This window comes from Sphingomonas desiccabilis (assembly GCF_004135605.1).
Classification (GTDB): domain Bacteria; phylum Pseudomonadota; class Alphaproteobacteria; order Sphingomonadales; family Sphingomonadaceae; genus Sphingomonas; species Sphingomonas desiccabilis.
In genome coordinates, this window is sequence record NZ_SDPT01000001.1 from 1,411,102 (window position 1) to 1,427,467 (window position 16,366).

The 16,366-nt window shown below is 67.8% G+C and carries 15 protein-coding genes; 4 read left to right on the top strand and 11 right to left on the bottom strand.

Going from position 1 to position 16,366, the window contains the following annotated elements; genetic code table 11:
• Positions 1 to 69 precede the first annotated feature (69 nt).
• Genes EO081_RS06765 through EO081_RS06775 form a run of 3 tightly spaced genes read left to right on the top strand, consistent with a single transcriptional unit; the run spans position 70 to position 4,304 of the window.
• Positions 70 to 1,257, top strand: a complete 1,188-nt coding sequence (locus EO081_RS06765) for an HlyD family secretion protein (RefSeq protein WP_129341092.1) — start codon at positions 70 to 72, stop codon at positions 1,255 to 1,257.
• The gene (locus EO081_RS06770) at positions 1,250 to 2,806 is read left to right on the top strand and encodes an MDR family MFS transporter (RefSeq protein ID WP_129341093.1); all 1,557 of its coding nucleotides are present in this window, start codon (positions 1,250 to 1,252) and stop codon (positions 2,804 to 2,806) included. Before EO081_RS06765 ends, EO081_RS06770 begins: the two co-directional genes overlap by 8 nt.
• Before the next feature lie 10 nt (positions 2,807 to 2,816).
• Positions 2,817 to 4,304 carry an efflux transporter outer membrane subunit gene (locus tag EO081_RS06775; RefSeq protein WP_129341094.1) on the top strand — a complete coding sequence of 496 codons (1,488 nt, stop codon included), beginning with the start codon at positions 2,817 to 2,819 and terminating at the stop codon, positions 4,302 to 4,304.
• Positions 4,305 to 4,329: 25 nt separating this feature from the next.
• Here EO081_RS06775 and EO081_RS06780 read toward each other — a convergent pair whose 3' ends face one another.
• Entirely contained in the window at positions 4,330 to 5,256 is a 927-nt protein-coding gene (locus EO081_RS06780) for a DUF808 domain-containing protein (protein ID WP_129341095.1), read from the bottom strand.
• Between the two features lie 225 nt (positions 5,257 to 5,481).
• Between EO081_RS06780 and EO081_RS06785 the strand changes: the two genes are divergently transcribed.
• Entirely contained in the window at positions 5,482 to 6,819 is a 1,338-nt protein-coding gene (locus tag EO081_RS06785; RefSeq protein WP_129341096.1) for a dicarboxylate/amino acid:cation symporter, read from the top strand.
• Between the two features lie 91 nt (positions 6,820 to 6,910).
• On the opposite strand, the gene rpmE is transcribed toward EO081_RS06785, so the two are convergent.
• The 10 genes from rpmE to pyrH all read right to left on the bottom strand — a co-directional run bounded on the left by rpmE (position 6,911) and on the right by pyrH (position 16,350).
• Positions 6,911 to 7,141: a 50S ribosomal protein L31 gene (gene rpmE / locus EO081_RS06790; RefSeq protein ID WP_125959682.1), complete on the bottom strand. Its 231-nt coding sequence runs from the start codon at positions 7,139 to 7,141 to the stop codon at positions 6,911 to 6,913.
• Between the two features lie 129 nt (positions 7,142 to 7,270).
• Entirely contained in the window at positions 7,271 to 7,723 is a 453-nt protein-coding gene (gene fabZ, locus EO081_RS06795) for a 3-hydroxyacyl-ACP dehydratase FabZ (RefSeq protein ID WP_129341097.1), read from the bottom strand.
• A 20-nt stretch (positions 7,724 to 7,743) separates the two neighbouring features.
• Positions 7,744 to 8,403, bottom strand: coding sequence for an OmpH/Skp family outer membrane protein (locus EO081_RS06800; protein WP_129341098.1), 660 nt, complete (start codon positions 8,401 to 8,403; stop codon positions 7,744 to 7,746).
• Complete coding sequence (gene bamA, locus EO081_RS06805; RefSeq protein WP_129341476.1) at positions 8,403 to 11,138, bottom strand: outer membrane protein assembly factor BamA; 2,736 nt, start codon at positions 11,136 to 11,138, stop codon at positions 8,403 to 8,405. The genes EO081_RS06800 and bamA overlap by 1 nt, the downstream gene beginning before the upstream one ends.
• A 94-nt stretch (positions 11,139 to 11,232) precedes the next feature.
• A complete protein-coding gene (locus EO081_RS06810) occupies positions 11,233 to 12,366 on the bottom strand; it encodes a M50 family metallopeptidase (RefSeq protein ID WP_129341099.1) in 1,134 nt (377 codons plus the stop codon).
• The gene (locus tag EO081_RS06815; RefSeq protein ID WP_183947837.1) at positions 12,363 to 13,523 is read right to left on the bottom strand and encodes a 1-deoxy-D-xylulose-5-phosphate reductoisomerase; all 1,161 of its coding nucleotides are present in this window, start codon (positions 13,521 to 13,523) and stop codon (positions 12,363 to 12,365) included. Before EO081_RS06815 ends, EO081_RS06810 begins: the two co-directional genes overlap by 4 nt.
• Positions 13,517 to 14,308 (bottom strand): phosphatidate cytidylyltransferase, encoded by a 792-nt coding sequence (locus EO081_RS06820; RefSeq protein ID WP_129341101.1) that lies wholly within the window; start codon positions 14,306 to 14,308, stop codon positions 13,517 to 13,519. Before EO081_RS06820 ends, EO081_RS06815 begins: the two co-directional genes overlap by 7 nt.
• Positions 14,305 to 15,048 carry an isoprenyl transferase gene (locus tag EO081_RS06825; protein ID WP_375781642.1) on the bottom strand — a complete coding sequence of 248 codons (744 nt, stop codon included), beginning with the start codon at positions 15,046 to 15,048 and terminating at the stop codon, positions 14,305 to 14,307. The genes EO081_RS06820 and EO081_RS06825 overlap by 4 nt, the downstream gene beginning before the upstream one ends.
• Positions 15,045 to 15,602: a ribosome recycling factor gene (gene frr, locus EO081_RS06830; protein WP_129341102.1), complete on the bottom strand. Its 558-nt coding sequence runs from the start codon at positions 15,600 to 15,602 to the stop codon at positions 15,045 to 15,047. Before frr ends, EO081_RS06825 begins: the two co-directional genes overlap by 4 nt.
• 19 nt (positions 15,603 to 15,621) lie before the next feature.
• A complete protein-coding gene (gene pyrH / locus EO081_RS06835) occupies positions 15,622 to 16,350 on the bottom strand; it encodes a UMP kinase (RefSeq protein ID WP_129341103.1) in 729 nt (242 codons plus the stop codon).
• Positions 16,351 to 16,366: the final 16 nt, after the last annotated feature.

A 16,366-nucleotide genomic window follows, 5' to 3' on the forward strand; every position in this document is an offset into this window, starting at 1 on the left:
GGCTTGCTTTGCGCTGCAACAGCGAGCAGGTGCGCCCGTCAGTCAGTCAAGAAAAGCTAAGGCAGGTATATGGCCGAGCGACACGAGCAGCCGACCGACGCGCCCCAAGACTCGATGCGCGCGGACGAGCAGAACGAGAGCAATCCCCCCTCTCCGCGCAAGAAGCGCACGATCCGCATCGTCCTGATCATCATTCTCGGAATTGTGCTGGTTGGCGGATTGCTGTGGTTCATCCAGTATCGCAGCGTCGGGCGCTTCATGCAGAACACGGATGACGCCTATATTCAGGCGGACGCAGTGATCGTCTCGCCCAAGGTTGCGGGCTATGTGGAACGGGTGTTCGTCGCGGACAATCAGCAGGTGCGCGCCGGTCAGCCGCTGCTCCAGATCGATCCGGGCGACTATCGCGCGCGCGCGGAGCAGTTCCAGGCTCAGATCGATGTTGCGGAGGCGAACGCCGAAGGCGTGCGTGCCCAGATCCGTGAGCAGGGCGCCGCCATCGAGCGCGCGCAGGCGGAGCTCGGCGCCGCCCGTACGCGCGCCAATTTCGCCAATGCGGAAGTCGCGCGGTACAGGCCGCTTGCGGCAAGTGGCGCGGAGAGTCGCGAGCGCCTGGCGCAACTGGAGAACGAAGCGCGTCAGGCCAATGCGCAGGTCGCCAGCGCCGAAGCGGCCCTGAGCAGTGCACGTCGCCGGGTCGGCACGCTCACCGCCCAGGTCAGCCAGGCGCTGTCCCAGGGCAACGCGGCGCGTGCGCAGCTCGCAAGCGCGGAGAGCGACGTCGGATCCACCCTGATCCGCGCCAGCATCGATGGCCGCATCGGGGACAAGACGGTGCGTGTCGGCCAGTATCTGCAGCCGGCCACCCGGACGATGTCGATCGTGCCCACCAGACAGCTCTACGTGGAGGCGAACTTCAAGGAGACGCAGCTGGGCCTGATGCGCGTCGGCCAGCCGGTCAGGCTCGAGGTCGACGCCCTCCCGGGGGTCGAGATCCACGGCCGTGTCGAAAGCGTGTCGCCGGGCACCGGGGCGCAGTTCTCCGTGCTGCCGCCGCAGAATGCCACGGGCAACTTCACCAAGATCGTGCAGCGCGTGCCGGTCCGCATCGCGATCGACGCCGGGCCGGAAACGCTCAAGCTGCTGGTTCCGGGCATGTCGGTAAGCCCCACCGTCGACACGCGTTCGGCCCGCGATGCGCGAGACCGGATCAAGAAGGAACAGGAACGCTACAACGAGCAGCGGGGCCATGACTAAGCCTGGCCCGGCTGCCGGCGGCGCGCCGGCGAAGGCGGACGCTGCTGCATGGCTGGCGGTGTTCGCCGGCAGCCTCGGCGCGCTCATGGCGACGTTGGACATCTCCATCGTCAATTCGGCGCTGCCCACCATCCAGGGAGAAATCGGCGCGAGCGGGACCGAGGGGACCTGGATCGCAACCTCCTACCTGGTGGCGGAGATCATCATCATCCCGCTGTCCGCCTGGCTGGAGCGGGTGCTGGGACTTCGGACGCTGCTGCTGATCGCGGCGATCCTGTTCACCGCTTTCTCGATGCTCTGCGGCATCTCCACCAACCTGACCATGATGATCATCGGTCGCGCGGGCCAGGGGATCACCGGTGGCGCGCTCATCCCCACCGCCATGACGATCATCGCCACACGCCTGCCGCCGCACCAGCAACCGATCGGCACCGCGATGTTCGGAGTCACCGCCATCCTGGGCCCCGTGCTCGGACCGTTGATCGGAGGGTGGCTGACGGAGAGCATCAGCTGGCACTACGCCTTTTTCCTTAACCTGCCGGTGGGCGTACTGTTGGTCGCACTGCTGCTGATCGGCCTTCCGCATCAGAAGGCGCACCTGGGGGACCTGCTGCGTGCCGACTGGCTCGGCATCGCGGGCCTTGCCCTCGGCCTGGGCGGGCTGACCGTGGTGCTGGAGGAAGGGCAGCGGGAACAGTGGTTCCAATCCAGCGAGATCCTTCAGCTGACTGCCCTTTCGATCTTCGGCTTCGCGCTGCTGTTCGCGGGCCAGTTCCTGGCCGAGCGCCCGGTGATCCGCTTGCGACTGCTGCTCGATCGGCAGTTCGGCAGCGTAGCCCTGATGGGCGTGGTCATCGGGATGGTGATCTATGGCACGTCCTACGTCATTCCCCAGTTCCTGGCGACAATCGCCGATTACAACGCGCTGCAATCGGGCAAGATCGTGCTGCTGTCCGGCATCCCCAGCTTGATCCTGATGCCCTTCACGCCGCTGATGATCCGGCACGTCGACATCCGCATCGCGGTCGGCGCGGGCCTCGCGATCCTGGCGACCAGTTGCTGGATCGACACCGCACTGACGGCGGACTCGACCGGCGGCGCGTTCGTGGATTCGCAGCTGCTGCGCGGCGTCGGCACCATCCTGGGCTTCCTGTTCCTGAACCAGGCGGCTGTTTCGTCCGTCGGTCCGCAATATGCGGGCGATGCCGCCGGCATCTTCAACGCCGCCCGCAACATCGGCGGGTCGCTGGCACTCGCGGCCATCGCAACGCTCCAGGACCAGCGGAACTGGCTTCACACCCGCCGGATCGAGGAGACGTTCAACGCCAATTCGGTGGACGTCCAAAGCTACCTTGCCGGTCTTGGCCAGGCGCTAGGCGGACCCGACGTCGCCCTCCGCCTCGCCGCCCAGACGATCCAGCGCGATGCCATGGTCATGACGTACAACGACCTGTTCTGGCTGCTCGCAGTCGGCATCCTGTTCGTGATGCCGCTGGTCCTGTTCCTCCGCCCGCTCCCCAAGGGCGTTTCCCTTGCTGCTGGTCACTAGAGGCTCGCTCATGCGCACCCTGCCGCTTCTCGCCCTTCCCCTGTCGCTCGCCGCCTGCACCATGGGTCCCGATTATGCCGGCCCGCCAGTGACGCCGTCTCGCGGCGCCGGGGCAGGCTTTGCCCGAGCGACCGATGCGGTGCAGCCGGCCGCCGTACCCGCAGTGACCGACTGGTGGACGGCTCTTCGCGATCCGCAGCTTGATGCGCTGGAACAGCGCGCGCTTGCCGCCAATCCCTCGATCGCGGTCGCACAGGCGCGCGTTCGACAAGCGCGCGGCGCCCTGCGCCTCGAACGCGCGAACCGGTTGCCGAGCGCAAACGCCAGCGGCAGCTACCTGCACGCAGAGCTGCCGGGCATCGACCTGGGTTCGTTGACGGAGGGCTCGGGTGAGAGCGGCACTCCCGGCACCGAGGCCGGCGAGAGTAGCGGTGGTGGCGGCAGCACCGGCGTGGACTTCTTCAATCTGGGCTTCGACGCCAGCTGGGAGATCGACCTGTTCGGCCGGCAGCGTCGCACGGTCGAGGCGGCCCGCGCCGCCGCAGTAGGCGCCGAAGCGAACCTAGCCGATGCGCAGGTCCAACTCACCGCAGAGGTCGCGCAGACCTATGTGGCCCTGCGCGACCGCCAGGCTCGGATCGCCTTGTCGCAACGGTCTTCCGAGATGCAGCGCCGCATCCTCCGCCTGACCGAAGAACGCTACGCCCGCGGCACCGTGTCGGCGCTCGACGTCGAGCGCCTCCGGCTTCAGGTCGAGAACACCGACGCCGAGCTGGTACCGCTCAACGCCGAGGTAGCGAGCTACCTGAACGCGTTGGCGGTCCTGGTCGGGGAAGCGCCCGGTACCCTGGACGCTGAACTGCGCGCTGCTGCTCCCATCCCGCTGGTGCCCGCACAGGTCGCGGTCGGCGATCCCGCATCGTTGCTGCAGCGGCGGCCCGACATTCGCGCCGCGGAGCGCCAGCTTGCGTCCCGCACCGCCCGGATCGGGGTTGCGGAGGCAGCGCGCTTTCCCAGCCTGAGCCTGCAGGGGATGCTGGGTCTCGGCGGCACCTCGATCAGCGATGTCGTCGATCCGGACAATCTGGTCGCGCTCGCCACGCCGATGCTGCGCTGGAACTTCCTGGACTTCGGTCGCGGCCGCGCGCGCGTCGAGCAAGCACAAGGCGAGCGGGACGAGGCCGAAGCGAAGTATCGCCAGGCGGTGCTCGGCGCGTTGCGCGATGCCGAAGATGCGCTTGCCCGCTACGGTGCACGGCGGCAGACGCTTGCGAGCCTGGTTCGGGCAAAAGCATCGGCAGATCGTGCCTCCGCGCTGATGGACCAGCGTTTCCGCGCAGGGACCGCCACGCTCATCGATACGCTGGACGTGGAGCGTCAGCGGGTTAGCGCCGAGCAGCAGCTCTCGGTGGCGACCGCTGGCCTCACCACCGACTATGTTGCGCTCCAGAAGGCGCTCGGCCTCGGCTGGGCAGCCCCGAAGCCTGCGGCGCCCTGAACGGGCGCCGCGGCGCAGGAGCCGCTTAGTGGCGGATCTTGTGGAGCGCCGTGGCGATGACCGCGCCAACGACGACACCGAGTGCGCCGGACAGCAGCGCTGTCAGCAGCCACGCCACGACACCACCGAGCGGCACCGCATGATGGACCGCTTCGGCAAGGTGATGAACGAATTGCGCCGGTGCGGCGAAGCCGAGCACCTCGGCCCCATGCAGTAGGATGCCTCCGCCGACCCACAGCATCGCTGCAGTTCCGACAACCGACAGGACCTGCATGATGACGGGCATGCTCTTGACCATACCGCGCCCGAGCGAACGCACGCCCGCCGAGGACCGCTGGGCAAGGTGGAGCCCGATGTCGTCGAGCTTCACGATCAGGCCGACCACACCATAGACGCCAACGGTGATCGCGAGGCCGACGACCACCAGCACCAGCGCCTGCGTGAGGATGGAGGAATCCGCCACGTCGGCAAGCGCAATCGCCATGATCTCTGCGGACAGGATCAGATCGGTGCGGACGGCGTCGCCGACCTTCGCCTTCTCCAGCGCGCTGGCGTCGACGAAGCCTTCCTCGACGGGGGCCGCATCATGATGCTCGCCCTTCAGCGCCGCGAGCACCTTCTCGGCGCCTTCGAAGCAGAGGAAGGCGCCGCCCAGCATCAGCAGCGGAGTGATCGCCCAGGGGGCGAAGGCGCTCAGCAGCAGTGCCGCAGGAAGCAGGATCAGCAGCTTGTTCCGCACCGAGCCGAGCGCGATCTTCGCGATGATCGGCAGCTCGCGCTCGGGCGTGAGGCCGGTCACGTACCGTGGGGTGACGGCAGCGTCGTCGACCACGACCCCCAGCGCCTTGGATCCCGCCTTCCCGGCGGCTGCACCCACATCGTCCAGCGATGCCGCCGCCAACTTGGTGAGACCCGCAACATCGTCGAGAAGGGCAACCAGTCCACCGGGCATGTGCTCACCTGTAGCAAGAGGAAGCCGTGCCTAGCCGGGGAAGTGGCGCCTGCTCAAGCACGCCCTGCGACGAGGGTATCCGCGACCGGTGGGAACAGGCAGCCGCCGGCAATGTTCGGCCAGTCACCGCGAACGGGCACATCGCCGTTGTAGATGGCGTTCGAAGCGTCCATCCGGCCTGCCTGACACCATCCTCGGGTGGAATGGCAGGAAGAAGAAAGGTCCATGATGTTGCCCTCCCCCGCCGCCGACGAGCAGCCGGTCTCGCGCAAGCCGTGGTACGGGCACCTGTACGTGCTGGTGCTGACGGCGATCCTCGCAGGCGCGACGCTGGGCCACTTCTTCCCGGAGACCGGCGCCGCGTTGAAGCCGCTGGGCGATGCCTTCATCAAGTTGGTGAAGATGATCATCGCGCCGGTGATCTTCCTGACCATCGTGACGGGGATCGCGGGAATGCGTGACCTTGCCTCGGTGGGTCGGGTGGCCGCCAAGGCATTCGCCTACTTCCTGTTCTTCTCGACAATGGCGCTGATCGTCGGCCTGATCGTCGCGAACGTCGTGCAGCCAGGCGCGGGACTCGACATCGATCCTGCCACCCTTGATCCCTCCAAGGTCGCCGGCTTTACCACCAAGGCGCACGAGACCTCGCTGGTGGGCTTCCTGATGGCGATGATCCCAGACACCATCTTCTCCGCGATGGTGCAGGACAACATCCTGCAGGTCCTGTTCGTCTCGATCCTCTTCGGGGTGAGCCTCGCAATGGTCGGGGATCGCGGCCAGGGCATCACCGACCTGTTGAACCAGGTGTCGGTGGTCGTCTTCAAGCTCGTCTCGATCGTCATGAAGGCGGCGCCGTTCGGCGCATTCGGCGCAATGGCCTTCACCATCGGCGCCTATGGCGTCGGGACGCTTGCGAACCTCGCCATGCTGGTGGCGACCTTCTACCTCACGTCGGTGGTGTTCGTGCTGGGCGTGCTGGGGATCGTCGCCCGGCTTTGCGGGTTCTCGATCCTCCGCCTGATCGGGTATCTCAAGACGGAGCTGTTGCTGGTTCTCGGCACCTCGTCGTCCGAGAGCGCGCTCCCCGCGCTGATCGAGAAGATGGAGCGTGCCGGCTGCCCGAAGTCGGTCGTCGGGCTTGTGGTGCCCACCGGCTACTCGTTCAATTTGGACGGGACCAACATCTACATGACGCTGGCGGCGCTGTTCATCGCGCAGGCGACCGGCGTGCACCTGTCGCTGGGCGAGCAGCTGCTGCTCCTGAGCGTTGCGATGCTGTCCTCCAAAGGCGCGGCGGGCGTGACGGGCGCGGGGTTCATCACGCTGGCGACAACGCTCTCGATCGTCCCCTCGGTCCCCGTCGCCGGAATGGCGCTGATCCTGGGCGTCGACCGGTTCATGAGCGAATGCCGCAGCCTCACCAACTTCATCGGCAACGCGGTCGCGACGGTGGTCGTGTCGCGCTGGGAAGGCGCTCTCGACCGGGAGCGGTTCGACGCGGCGATGCGCGGCGAGATGCCACGCGTGGACCAGGTCGACCCGCAGGTCGTGCGTCCCGATTGACCGCCCGGACGCACGAACGCCCGCCGGCTCCAAGCCGACGGGCGTCGTATCTCGTAGGGTAAGCCGATCGCGGGGCGAGCCCCGCCCGGGCTTACTTCTTGCCGAGCGTGAGGCCGCCGAAGCGCTTGTTGAAGCGCGCGACCTGGCCGCCGGCGTCGAGCAGGCGCTGGTTGCCACCGGTCCATGCCGGGTGCGCCAGCGGATCGATGTCGAGCTGCATCGTGTCGCCTTCCTTGCCCCAGGTGGAGCGGGTTTCGAACACGGTCCCGTCGGTCATCTGCACCTTGATGGTGTGATAATCGGGATGGATGTCTTTCTTCATGGTCAAGCTCCTGTGAATGGCTGGTTTCCGACCAGCCGGAACGAAGGGCGCGCCCTACACGCAAGGGCGGCCCACCGCAAGCGGCAGGCCGCCCGACAGGCGGAAAGTTAGTCGAAAGTTAGTCCAAGATCACGCCTTGGGCGGGTCCGCGATCATGGCGGTGAACTCGCACTCGGTCGCGACCTCGCCGTCCAGCAGCGCCTTGCCCGCGAACTTGCAGACGCGCGGCCGCTTCTGGACGAACTCGACCTCGAGCTTGAGCAGCACGCCGGGCTCCACGGGCTTGCGAAACTTCACGCCGTCGATCGACATGAAATAGACGAGCTTGCCCGAGCCCGCGAGGCCCAGGCTCTCGACCGCGAGCACGCCCGCGGCCTGCGCGAGCGCCTCCACCTGGAGCACGCCCGGCATGATCGGCCGCCCGGGGAAGTGTCCCTGGAAGAACTCCTCGTTCATCGAGACGGCCTTGATCGCCGTGATGCGCTGGTCGAGGACGAGTTCCTCGACCCGGTCGACCAGCAGCATCGGGTAGCGGTGCGGCAGCGCCGCCATGACTCGCTTGATGTCGTACGGCTGGGTCATGACACCGTCTGCCGCCACGATCAGCGACCCCGCGGCTTCGTGCCGGTCGCGGGCTGCGCCGCCGGTGCCGTCGCCGCTGCCGCCGGAGCAGCCTGCTGGCCACCCGGCTGCCAACCGGCAGGCGGGGTGATCTGGACGCTGGGGACCGAACGGTTCAGCTCGGCGATGAGGTCGTTGGTGACCTGGGCCGCCGGCAGCGACTTCACGGTCGCGTCGGGAGGCAGGATCACCGAGAGGCGGCGCGCGGTCATCACGCGATCCAGCGCCGGCTCGAGCTGGCGGACGATCTGCTCGTTGACATAGGCCTGGGCGAGCTGGACCGGCTGAAGAATGCGGCCCAGTTCCTGCTGCGCGGTCTGCTCGCGCTGCTGGATACCCTGATACTGGGTCTGCAGGGCCTGCTGGTTCGCGTTGGGCGCGCGACGTGCCGCCTCGAACGCGTCGACCTGCGGCTTCAGCTCGTTCTGGATCGCGGTGCGGCGGGTGTTCGCCTGGTCGATCTGCGCCTTGTAGGTCGTCTGGATCTGGGTCATCGCCGTCGTGAACGCGTTGGAGCGGCGCACCGCCTCCTGAAGGTCGACGACGCCGAGGCCCTGCACCTGCGCGAACGCGGGCGCCGCGACCGAAGTAGCGGAAACGGTGACGAGTGCGGCAAGCGCCGCCTTGGAGAAGCTACGCATCAGAATTGAGTCCCTACGTTGAAGGTGATGAGCTTGGTGTCGTCGCCCTTTTGCTTGAGCAACGCCTTGGCCACGTCAATCCGCAGCGGCCCGAACGGCGAGTTCCAGTTGACGCCGACACCCACCGACAGACGCGGCTTCCAGGTATCGCCGAAATATTCCTCGAGGAACGGCGAGACGGTGTTGACCGCCGCGACGTTCGTCTCACCGCCGACGCAGGTGCCGCCATAGGTAGCGGAATAGCCGGTCGTGCAGGTAGTGAGGCGCGTTGCCGGGGCGCCGGTCGGGCTGGTGAAGCTGTTGAGGTACAGCGCCTGGCCGGTATCGGTCCTGATCGGATCGATCCGGGGCAGCAGCGACGGCGAACCATCCTTGTTGAACAAGGGGTTGCCGCTGGCGTCGGTCGCCTGCGCGAACTCGGCCGTCGGGCGCGGACGCTTCAGTCCGAACAACGAGCCGACCTGCACAAAGACGGACGGACGCAGGCCGAGCTCGGAGATGCCCGACCCGAGCGGCGGCTCGAGCTCGAGCTTGCCGAGGTAATAGGCCTTGCCGCCGAGCGGATCGTCGTAGCTGTTGTCGGTGGTCAGCGCCTGGGTGCCCGATGCCACGTCGCCGTTCATGTAGGTGCGGCGGATGCGGGGACCGACGCCGCGGATGTCGAAGCCACGGAACTGCGGCTCGCCCAGGTAGAAGCGGTCGGTAATGCGAACCGGATCGATGCCCGGCCCCGGGCTATCCTGCAGAGCGTGAATATAACCGCCCTCCAGCCCCGCCGACAGCACCCAGCCTCCGAGGTTCCAGTACTTGTCACCGTCGAAGCGGCCGCGGATGTAGCGAACGTCACCGCCGAGGCCGGCGAAGTCCGCGCCCAGCACGACGCGCGAGCCCCGGCTCGGCCGCAGACGGCTGTTGAGGCTGTCATAGATCAGCGACACGCCGATCGAGGACGTCAGGCGGTTGCCGATGGCGTCGCAGAGATACCGTCCCGCCTTGAGCGGATCGCACTCGCCGTTGGTGTAGTAGGTGCCCTCGTCGAGGGTGACCTTGTCCTGCTGCAGCGTGTAGCGGCCCGAGAGCTGCCAGTATTCCGTGAGCGGAACGCCGGCCACGAGCGTGCCGCCGGTCGAAAGCTGCGAATAGAGATCGTTACGATCGCGACCGCTGCCGTAATAGTTGAACGAGTTGTAGTCGCGACGGAACAGCGTGCCGCCGAGCGCGATGTTCTTGTCGAACAGATAGGGCTCGGTGAAGCCCAGCTCGACCGACTTCGAGTAGCTCGAATAGCTCGCGCTGGCCGAGAGCGTCTGCCCCTTGCCGCGGAAGTTGTTCTGACGGATCGAGGCCTGGAGAATGAACTTTTCGAGGCTCGAGAAGCCGGCGGAGAGCGAGAGCTCACCGGTCGAGCGCTCCTCGACGTTGGCTGCAAGCACGATGCGGTCAGGGGTCGAGCCCTGCTGCTGCTTGATCTCGAACTTGTCCTGGAAATAGCCCAGCGAGTTGATGCGATCCTGCGAGCGCTTCACCATGAACGCGTTGAAGGCGTCGCCCTCGGCTACGCGCATCTCGCGACGGATCACCTTGTCCTGCGTCTGCGTGTTGCCGGTGATCTCCACCCGCTCGACGTAGGTGCGGTTCGCCTCCGCGAGGAAGAAGTTGATCCCCATCGTCAGCGCTTCGCGGTCGCGCTGGAATTCCGGACGCACGTCGGTGAAGGCGTAGCCGTAGAGGCCGGCATACTGGCTGAGGCTGTCGATCGAATCCTCGACCAGCTTCGCGTTGTACCAGTCGCCCTTCTTCATCGGCAGCGTCTTGGCGAGCTTCTCGCCGTCGAAGTCGCGGATCGCGCTGTCGACCTTCACGTCGCCGAACTTATAGCGCGGCCCCTCCTCCACCACATAGGTGATGATGAAGTCGCGCTTGTCCGGCGTGAGCTCGGCCACCGCCGAGATCACGCGGAAGTCGGCATAGCCCTCGGTCAGGTAGAACTGGCGCAGCTTCTGCTGGTCGGCGGCGAGCCGATCCTGGTCGTAGCTGGTGGCCGAGCTGAAGACGCGGAACAGCCGTGACTGCTTGGTGTACATCTCCTTGCGGAGATCGGAATCCGAATATTGCTCGTTGCCGATGATGTTGATCTGACGGACCTTGCTCTTGGGTCCCTCGTTGATCTCGAACACCACGTCGACGCGGTTCTGGTCGAGCATGACCATCTGCGGCTCGACCGAGGCGGCGAAGCGGCCCTGGCGACGATAGAGCTCGACGATGCGCGCCACGTCGGCGCGAACGGCGGTGCGGGTGAAGATCTGCCGCGGCGCGAGCTTGATCTCCTTGACGATCTTGTCGTCCTTCAACCGCTTGTTGCCCTCCAGCACCACGCGGTTGATGATCGGGTTCTCGCGCACCACCACGACGATGTCGCCGGTCTCGACGCCCTCGATCTGCGCGTCGGCGAGCAGGTCGGACGCGAGCAGGTCGACGATCGCCTGGTCGAGGCTCTCGGTCGTATAGGGCTGGCCCACGCGCAGCTTGGTGTAGGACAGCACCGTGTCCGGCTCGATGCGTTGCGAACCGCGCACGGTAAGCGAGCGGATGTTGCGGACCGGAGCCGAGACGACCACCGGAGGAGTTGCGGCAGGAGCAGCCTGCTGCGCCTGGGCAGCGGGGGCAGCAGGCGCCGTCTGCGCCACTGCCACGCCCGACAGCATCGTGCCTGCCATCAGCACGGTCGCGCGCATGCCGTAGTTGGAAACCTTCGTCACATCCCACCCCAGTCGGTAAGCCGTACAACACACACGGCATGCGGATCGCGTCCGCCCTGCCCTAACCCGCTCACCCGATCAAGCCGGACAAACCGCGCCACAGACCGAGCGAACCCAGATCGTTCGCCGTCACCAGAACCATCAATGCCAGGATCGCCATCACGCCGCCACGGAAAGCCCATTCCACGACCCGCGGATCGGTGGGCCGGCGGCGGACCGCCTCGATGGCATAGAAGAGCAGATGGCCGCCATCCAGCATCGGAACTGGCAAGAGGTTGATGAACCCCAAGTTAATCGAGATCAGCGCCACCAGGAACACGAACGCCTGCGGGCCCAGGACCAGCTGCTCGCCGGAGGCGCGTGCGATGCTGATCGGACCGCCCAGCTCCGACACCGGGCGGCGCCCGCTGACGATCTGCCAGAGCGTGTCGACCATCATGCCGACCATCTGGCCGGTCTGGCGGACCGCCACCACCGGCGCCTCCAACACGCCCACCGGCTCGATCACCCGTCCTGCGGGGCCGATGCCGAGCTGCCCGAGCCGGAAGACGTTGCCGAAGCGGTCCTGCTCCGTCGTGGTCCCCAGGGTCACGGGAAGCGTCTGCACCTGGCCTTCGCGCACCAGTTCGATGGTGCTCGCCTCGCCGGGGCGGATGCGGGTGTAGCGCGCGACGTCGTCGAAGGTATCGACGCTGCGGCCGCCCATCGAGAGGATGCGGTCGCCGGGCCGGAGACCGGCTGCGGCAGCGGCGCTGTTCGGCGCGACCAGCCCGATCGTGGGCGGGGTGCGGCTCTCCCCATAGGCGAGCGCGAAGCCGGCCAGGATCAGGATGGCCACCAGAAAGTTGATGGCCGGCCCTGCCGCGACGATGATCGCGCGCTGCCATAGGGGCTTGGCCTGAAAGGTGCCGCTGCGCTCGCCGGCCGGCAGCGAAAGCCATTCGGCGGACGGCTGGCTGGCCGGGTTCATGTCGCCGGCGAAGCGCACATAGCCGCCGAGCGGGAGCCATCCGAATTTCCACCGGGTGCCGTGCCGGTCGGTGAAGCCGCCGATCTCGCGGCCGAAGCCCACGGAGAACGCCTCCACCTTCACCCCGAACCGACGGCCGGCGAGGTAATGACCGAGTTCGTGAACGAATACGAGCGGGCCCAGCGCCAGCAGAAAGGCGAGCACGCTCAGCAGGAAGCCCGGGCCTTCGATCAAGCGACGCAGTCCTTCACACGCTCTCCCGCCAGCCTCCGGGCCTCTCCGTCGACGGCGAGCACCGCGTCGAGCGTGGCCGGGGCCTCCGGATCATAGCGCTCCAGCGTATCGGCGACGATTGCGGCAATTTCGAGGAACCGGATCTTGCTGGCAAGGAATGCGGCGACCGCGACCTCGTTGGCGGCGTTGAGGATCGCCGGGCGCGCGCCGCCTGCCTGGAGCGCGGCGCGTGCGAGCGCGAGCGCCGGGAAGCGGACCGGGTCGGCCGGCTCGAAATCGAGGCGGCCGATCGCGGCGAGATCGAGCGGCGGACACGGCGTCGCCATGCGATCGGGCCAGGCGAGCGTGTACGCGATGGGCGTGCGCATGTCAGGCGTGCCCATCTGCGCGAGCACGGAGCCGTCGACATACTCCACCATCGAATGGACCACCGACTGGCGGTGGACGATCACGTCGAGCTGCTCGGCGGAAACCGGGAAGAGGTGGAACGCCTCGATCAGCTCCAGCCCCTTGTTCATCATGGTGGCGGAATCGACGGAGATCTTGGCGCCCATCGACCAATTGGGATGGGCGACCGCCTGGGCCGGCGTGATCCCGCGCATCGCCTCCAGGCTGGTCTCGCGGAACGGACCGCCGCTGGCGGTGAGCACGATGCGGCGCACCCGCTCGGGCGCTGCGAAGTCGAAGCACTGGAAGACGGCGTTGTGCTCGGAGTCGACCGGCAGCAGCGTCGCGCCATGGGCGCGGGCGGCGGCGGTCGCGACGGCACCGGCGGAAACCAGCGCCTCCTTGTTGGCGAGCGCGACGGTCGCGCCGGTCTGGAGCGCGGCCATGACCGGGCGCAGGCCGGCGGTGCCGACGATCGCCGCCATGATCCACTCGGCGCCCATCGCGGCTGCCTCGGCCACGGCATCCGGGCCCGCCGCCGCCTCGGTATCGCTGCCGGCGAGTGCGTCGCGCAGCGCGTCCAGGCATTCGGGATCGGCGACCACGGCACGGCGCGCGCGGGTGCGGATCGCGGCCTCGGCGAGCTTCTTCACGTCGCGGTTGGCGGTAAGGGCCAGCACCTCGAACTGATCGGGCGCGCGGACGATCAGGTCCAGCGTCGAGGTGCCGATCGACCCCGTCGCACCCAGGATGGAAACACGCTTCACCATGTGATCTTCGCAAGCTCGACCATCAGCGCGGCGGCGGGTGCGACGGGCACGAGGCCGTCGAGCCGGTCCAGCACGCCGCCGTGGCCAGGGAGGATGTTGCCGGAATCCTTGACGCCGGCGCGACGCTTGAGCTGGCTCTCGTACAGGTCGCCCATCTGCGCCAGCACGGCAAGGAGCGGCGTCGCGAGCACCAGGTGGAGCGGGAGGCCGAGCGGCTGGAGGAGCGCGCCGAAGACGGTCGCCGCGAGCACCCCGCCGATGAGGCCAGCCCAGGTCTTGTTGGGGCTGATTGTGGGCGCGAGCTTCGGGCCGCCGATCGAGCGGCCGGCGAAATAGGCGCCGATATCGCAGGCCCAGACCAACGCCATCGCCCAGAGGCTAAGCAGCACGCCGTGCGCCTGGTTGCGCAGCAGCAGCAGCGCCAGGACGGGAAGCCCCACGTAGACGATGCCGTGCGCGAGGCCCGGGCGGCGGGTGACGATGACCGTGAAGAACGCGGCGCCCGCGATCAGGCCGAGCGCGAGGAAGCCGGGTCCGGCGGCGAGCGGCGCCATGATCGCGACGGGCACGAACAGCGCGAACTGCGCGAGGCGCTTGTCCGCATAGGCGGCGCGGTGGAGGTCCGCCCACTCGGCCATCATGAACAGCGCCGCGACGGCGACCAGCAGCCAGAAGAGGAAGCCGCCCGCGTAGAGCGCGAGGCCGGCGACGCCGATCATGGCGACGCCCGCGACCGCGCGGACGCCTAGGTCAGAACGCCGCGCGGGCGCCGAAGGATCGCTCACAGGCCACCGAAGCGGCGCTGGCGCCGACCGAACTGCGCGACTGCGTCCGCAAGCGCATCGGCGCCGAAGTCGGGCCAGAGCGTGTCCACGAACAGCAGTTCGGCATAGGCCGCCTGCCACAGCAGGAAGTTCGACAGCCGCACCTCGCCCGACGTGCGGATCAGGAGGTCGAGCGGCGGCAGGTCGCGGGTGGTGAGCGCATCCTCGATCGCCGCCTCGTCGATCGCCTCGACCGCCGTCTCGCCATCGCGCACGCGGGCGGCGAGCTGGCGGGCGGCGGCGGCGATCTCAGCCTGAGCACCGTAGTTGAGCGCGATCGCCAGCTGGCAGCCGGTGTTGCGCGCCGTGCGCGCGATCGCGTCCTCGATCAGCCGGACGAGATCGGGCGAGAGGCGGCGCCAGTCGCCGATCACGTGCAGGCGGACGTTCTCGCGGGCGAGCTCGTCGATCTCGCTGCGCAGGAAATGGCGCAGCAGGCCCATGAGGTCGCTGACCTCTTCCTCGGGCCGGCGCCAGTTCTCGGACGAGAAGGCGTACAGGGTGAGCGCCTCGATCCCCAGCTCGCGGGCGGCGCGGGCGACCCGGCGCACTGCCTCGGCCCCCTGACGGTGCCCGGCGATCCGCGGCAGCCGCCGGGCCTTCGCCCAGCGGCCGTTCCCGTCCATGATGATCGCGACGTGGCGCGGCACTGCAGCACCCGTCCCACCCGACGCCGGAACCGAAGCCGCAAGCGACCTCACTTGCCCAGGATTTCCTTCTCCTTGGCCGCGGCGGCAGCATCGATGTCCGCGACCGTCGCGTCGGTGAGCTTCTGCACCTCGGTCTCGTGGCGCTTGCGCTCGTCCTCGGACAGGACGCCCTTCTTCTCGTCCGTCTTCAGGCTGTCCATGCCGTCGCGGCGGACGTTGCGGACCGCAATGCGTGCCTTTTCAGCATATTGGCCGGCGAGCTTCGCAAGTTCCTTGCGGCGCTCCTCCGTCAGGTCGGGGATCGGCAGGCGCAGCGTCTGGCCATCGACGATCGGGTTGAGGCCGAGGCCGGCGGAGCGGATCGCCTTGTCGGCCGGGCCGACGTTGGACTTGTCCCACACCTGCACGGAGAGCATCCGCGGCTCCGGCGCGGACACCGTCGCGACCTGGTTGAGCGGCATGTGCGCGCCATAGACCTCGACCGTCACGGGATCGAGCAGCGAGATGGAGGCGCGGCCGGTCCGAAGACCGCCCAGATCGCCCTTCAGCGCCTCGACCGCGCCGGCCATGCGGCGTTCTAGGTCGGCTTTGCTATATGCGGCCATGATCGGGCTCCTGTTCTTCTTAAGCGTTGGTCTGGTTCTGGACGACGGTGGCGGTGCCCTCACCGCGCAGCACGGCTGCCAGATTACCCTCGTCGCGGATGTTGAACACGACGATGGGAATGTCGTTGTCGCGACACAGCGCGACGGCGCTCGCGTCCATCACCTTGAGGTCGTCCGCGAGCACGCGGCCGAAGCTCAGCGTGTCGTACCGCTTGGCGTCCGGCACCTTCTTCGGGTCGGCGTCGTAGACGCCGTCGACGCTGGTGCCCTTGAACAGCGCGCTGCAGCCCATTTCGGCGGCGCGCAGCGCGGCGGTGGTGTCGGTGGTGAAGAACGGGCTGCCGGTGCCGGCCGCGAAGATCACGACGCGACCCTTCTCCATGTGGCGGACGGCGCGGCGGCGGATGTAGGGCTCGCACACCGATGCCATCGGGATCGCCGACTGGACGCGCGTCTCGACGCCGATCCGCTCCAGCGCGTTCTGCACGGCGAGCGCGTTCATCACGGTCGCGAGCATGCCCATGTAGTCGGCGCTGGCGCGGTCGAAGCCCTGGGCGGCGCCGGCGAGGCCGCGGAAGATGTTGCCGCCGCCCACGACGAGGCAGAGTTCATGCCCCTCGTCCCGCGCGGCCTTCACTTCGCGCGCGACGCGGTCGCAGGTGGCGGGATCGATACCGAACTGACCCGGCCCCATCAGGACCTCGCCCGAGAGTTTCAAGAGAATGCGATCGAAGCGAGGCAGGGTCATGACACCTTGTACGTCA

What these genes read in the sequence shown, in the direction of transcription:
- fabZ (WP_129341097.1), bottom strand. Translation starts at nt 7,723, where the DNA reads ATGACCCAGCCGTACGACATCAAGCGAGTCATGGCGGCGCTGCCGCAC.
- bamA (WP_129341476.1), bottom strand. Translation starts at nt 11,138, where the DNA reads ATGCGCGCGACCGTGCTGATGGCAGGCACGATGCTGTCGGGCGTGGCA.
- EO081_RS06785 (WP_129341096.1), top strand. Translation starts at nt 5,482, where the DNA reads ATGATGTTGCCCTCCCCCGCCGCCGACGAGCAGCCGGTCTCGCGCAAG.
- EO081_RS06800 (WP_129341098.1), bottom strand. Translation starts at nt 8,403, where the DNA reads ATGCGTAGCTTCTCCAAGGCGGCGCTTGCCGCACTCGTCACCGTTTCC.
- EO081_RS06775 (WP_129341094.1), top strand. Translation starts at nt 2,817, where the DNA reads ATGCGCACCCTGCCGCTTCTCGCCCTTCCCCTGTCGCTCGCCGCCTGC.
- pyrH (WP_129341103.1), bottom strand. Translation starts at nt 16,350, where the DNA reads ATGACCCTGCCTCGCTTCGATCGCATTCTCTTGAAACTCTCGGGCGAG.
- frr (WP_129341102.1), bottom strand. Translation starts at nt 15,602, where the DNA reads ATGGCCGCATATAGCAAAGCCGACCTAGAACGCCGCATGGCCGGCGCG.
- EO081_RS06765 (WP_129341092.1), top strand. Translation starts at nt 70, where the DNA reads ATGGCCGAGCGACACGAGCAGCCGACCGACGCGCCCCAAGACTCGATG.
- EO081_RS06780 (WP_129341095.1), bottom strand. Translation starts at nt 5,256, where the DNA reads ATGCCCGGTGGACTGGTTGCCCTTCTCGACGATGTTGCGGGTCTCACC.
- rpmE (WP_125959682.1), bottom strand. Translation starts at nt 7,141, where the DNA reads ATGAAGAAAGACATCCATCCCGATTATCACACCATCAAGGTGCAGATG.
- EO081_RS06815 (WP_183947837.1), bottom strand. Translation starts at nt 13,523, where the DNA reads ATGGTGAAGCGTGTTTCCATCCTGGGTGCGACGGGGTCGATCGGCACC.
- EO081_RS06770 (WP_129341093.1), top strand. Translation starts at nt 1,250, where the DNA reads ATGACTAAGCCTGGCCCGGCTGCCGGCGGCGCGCCGGCGAAGGCGGAC.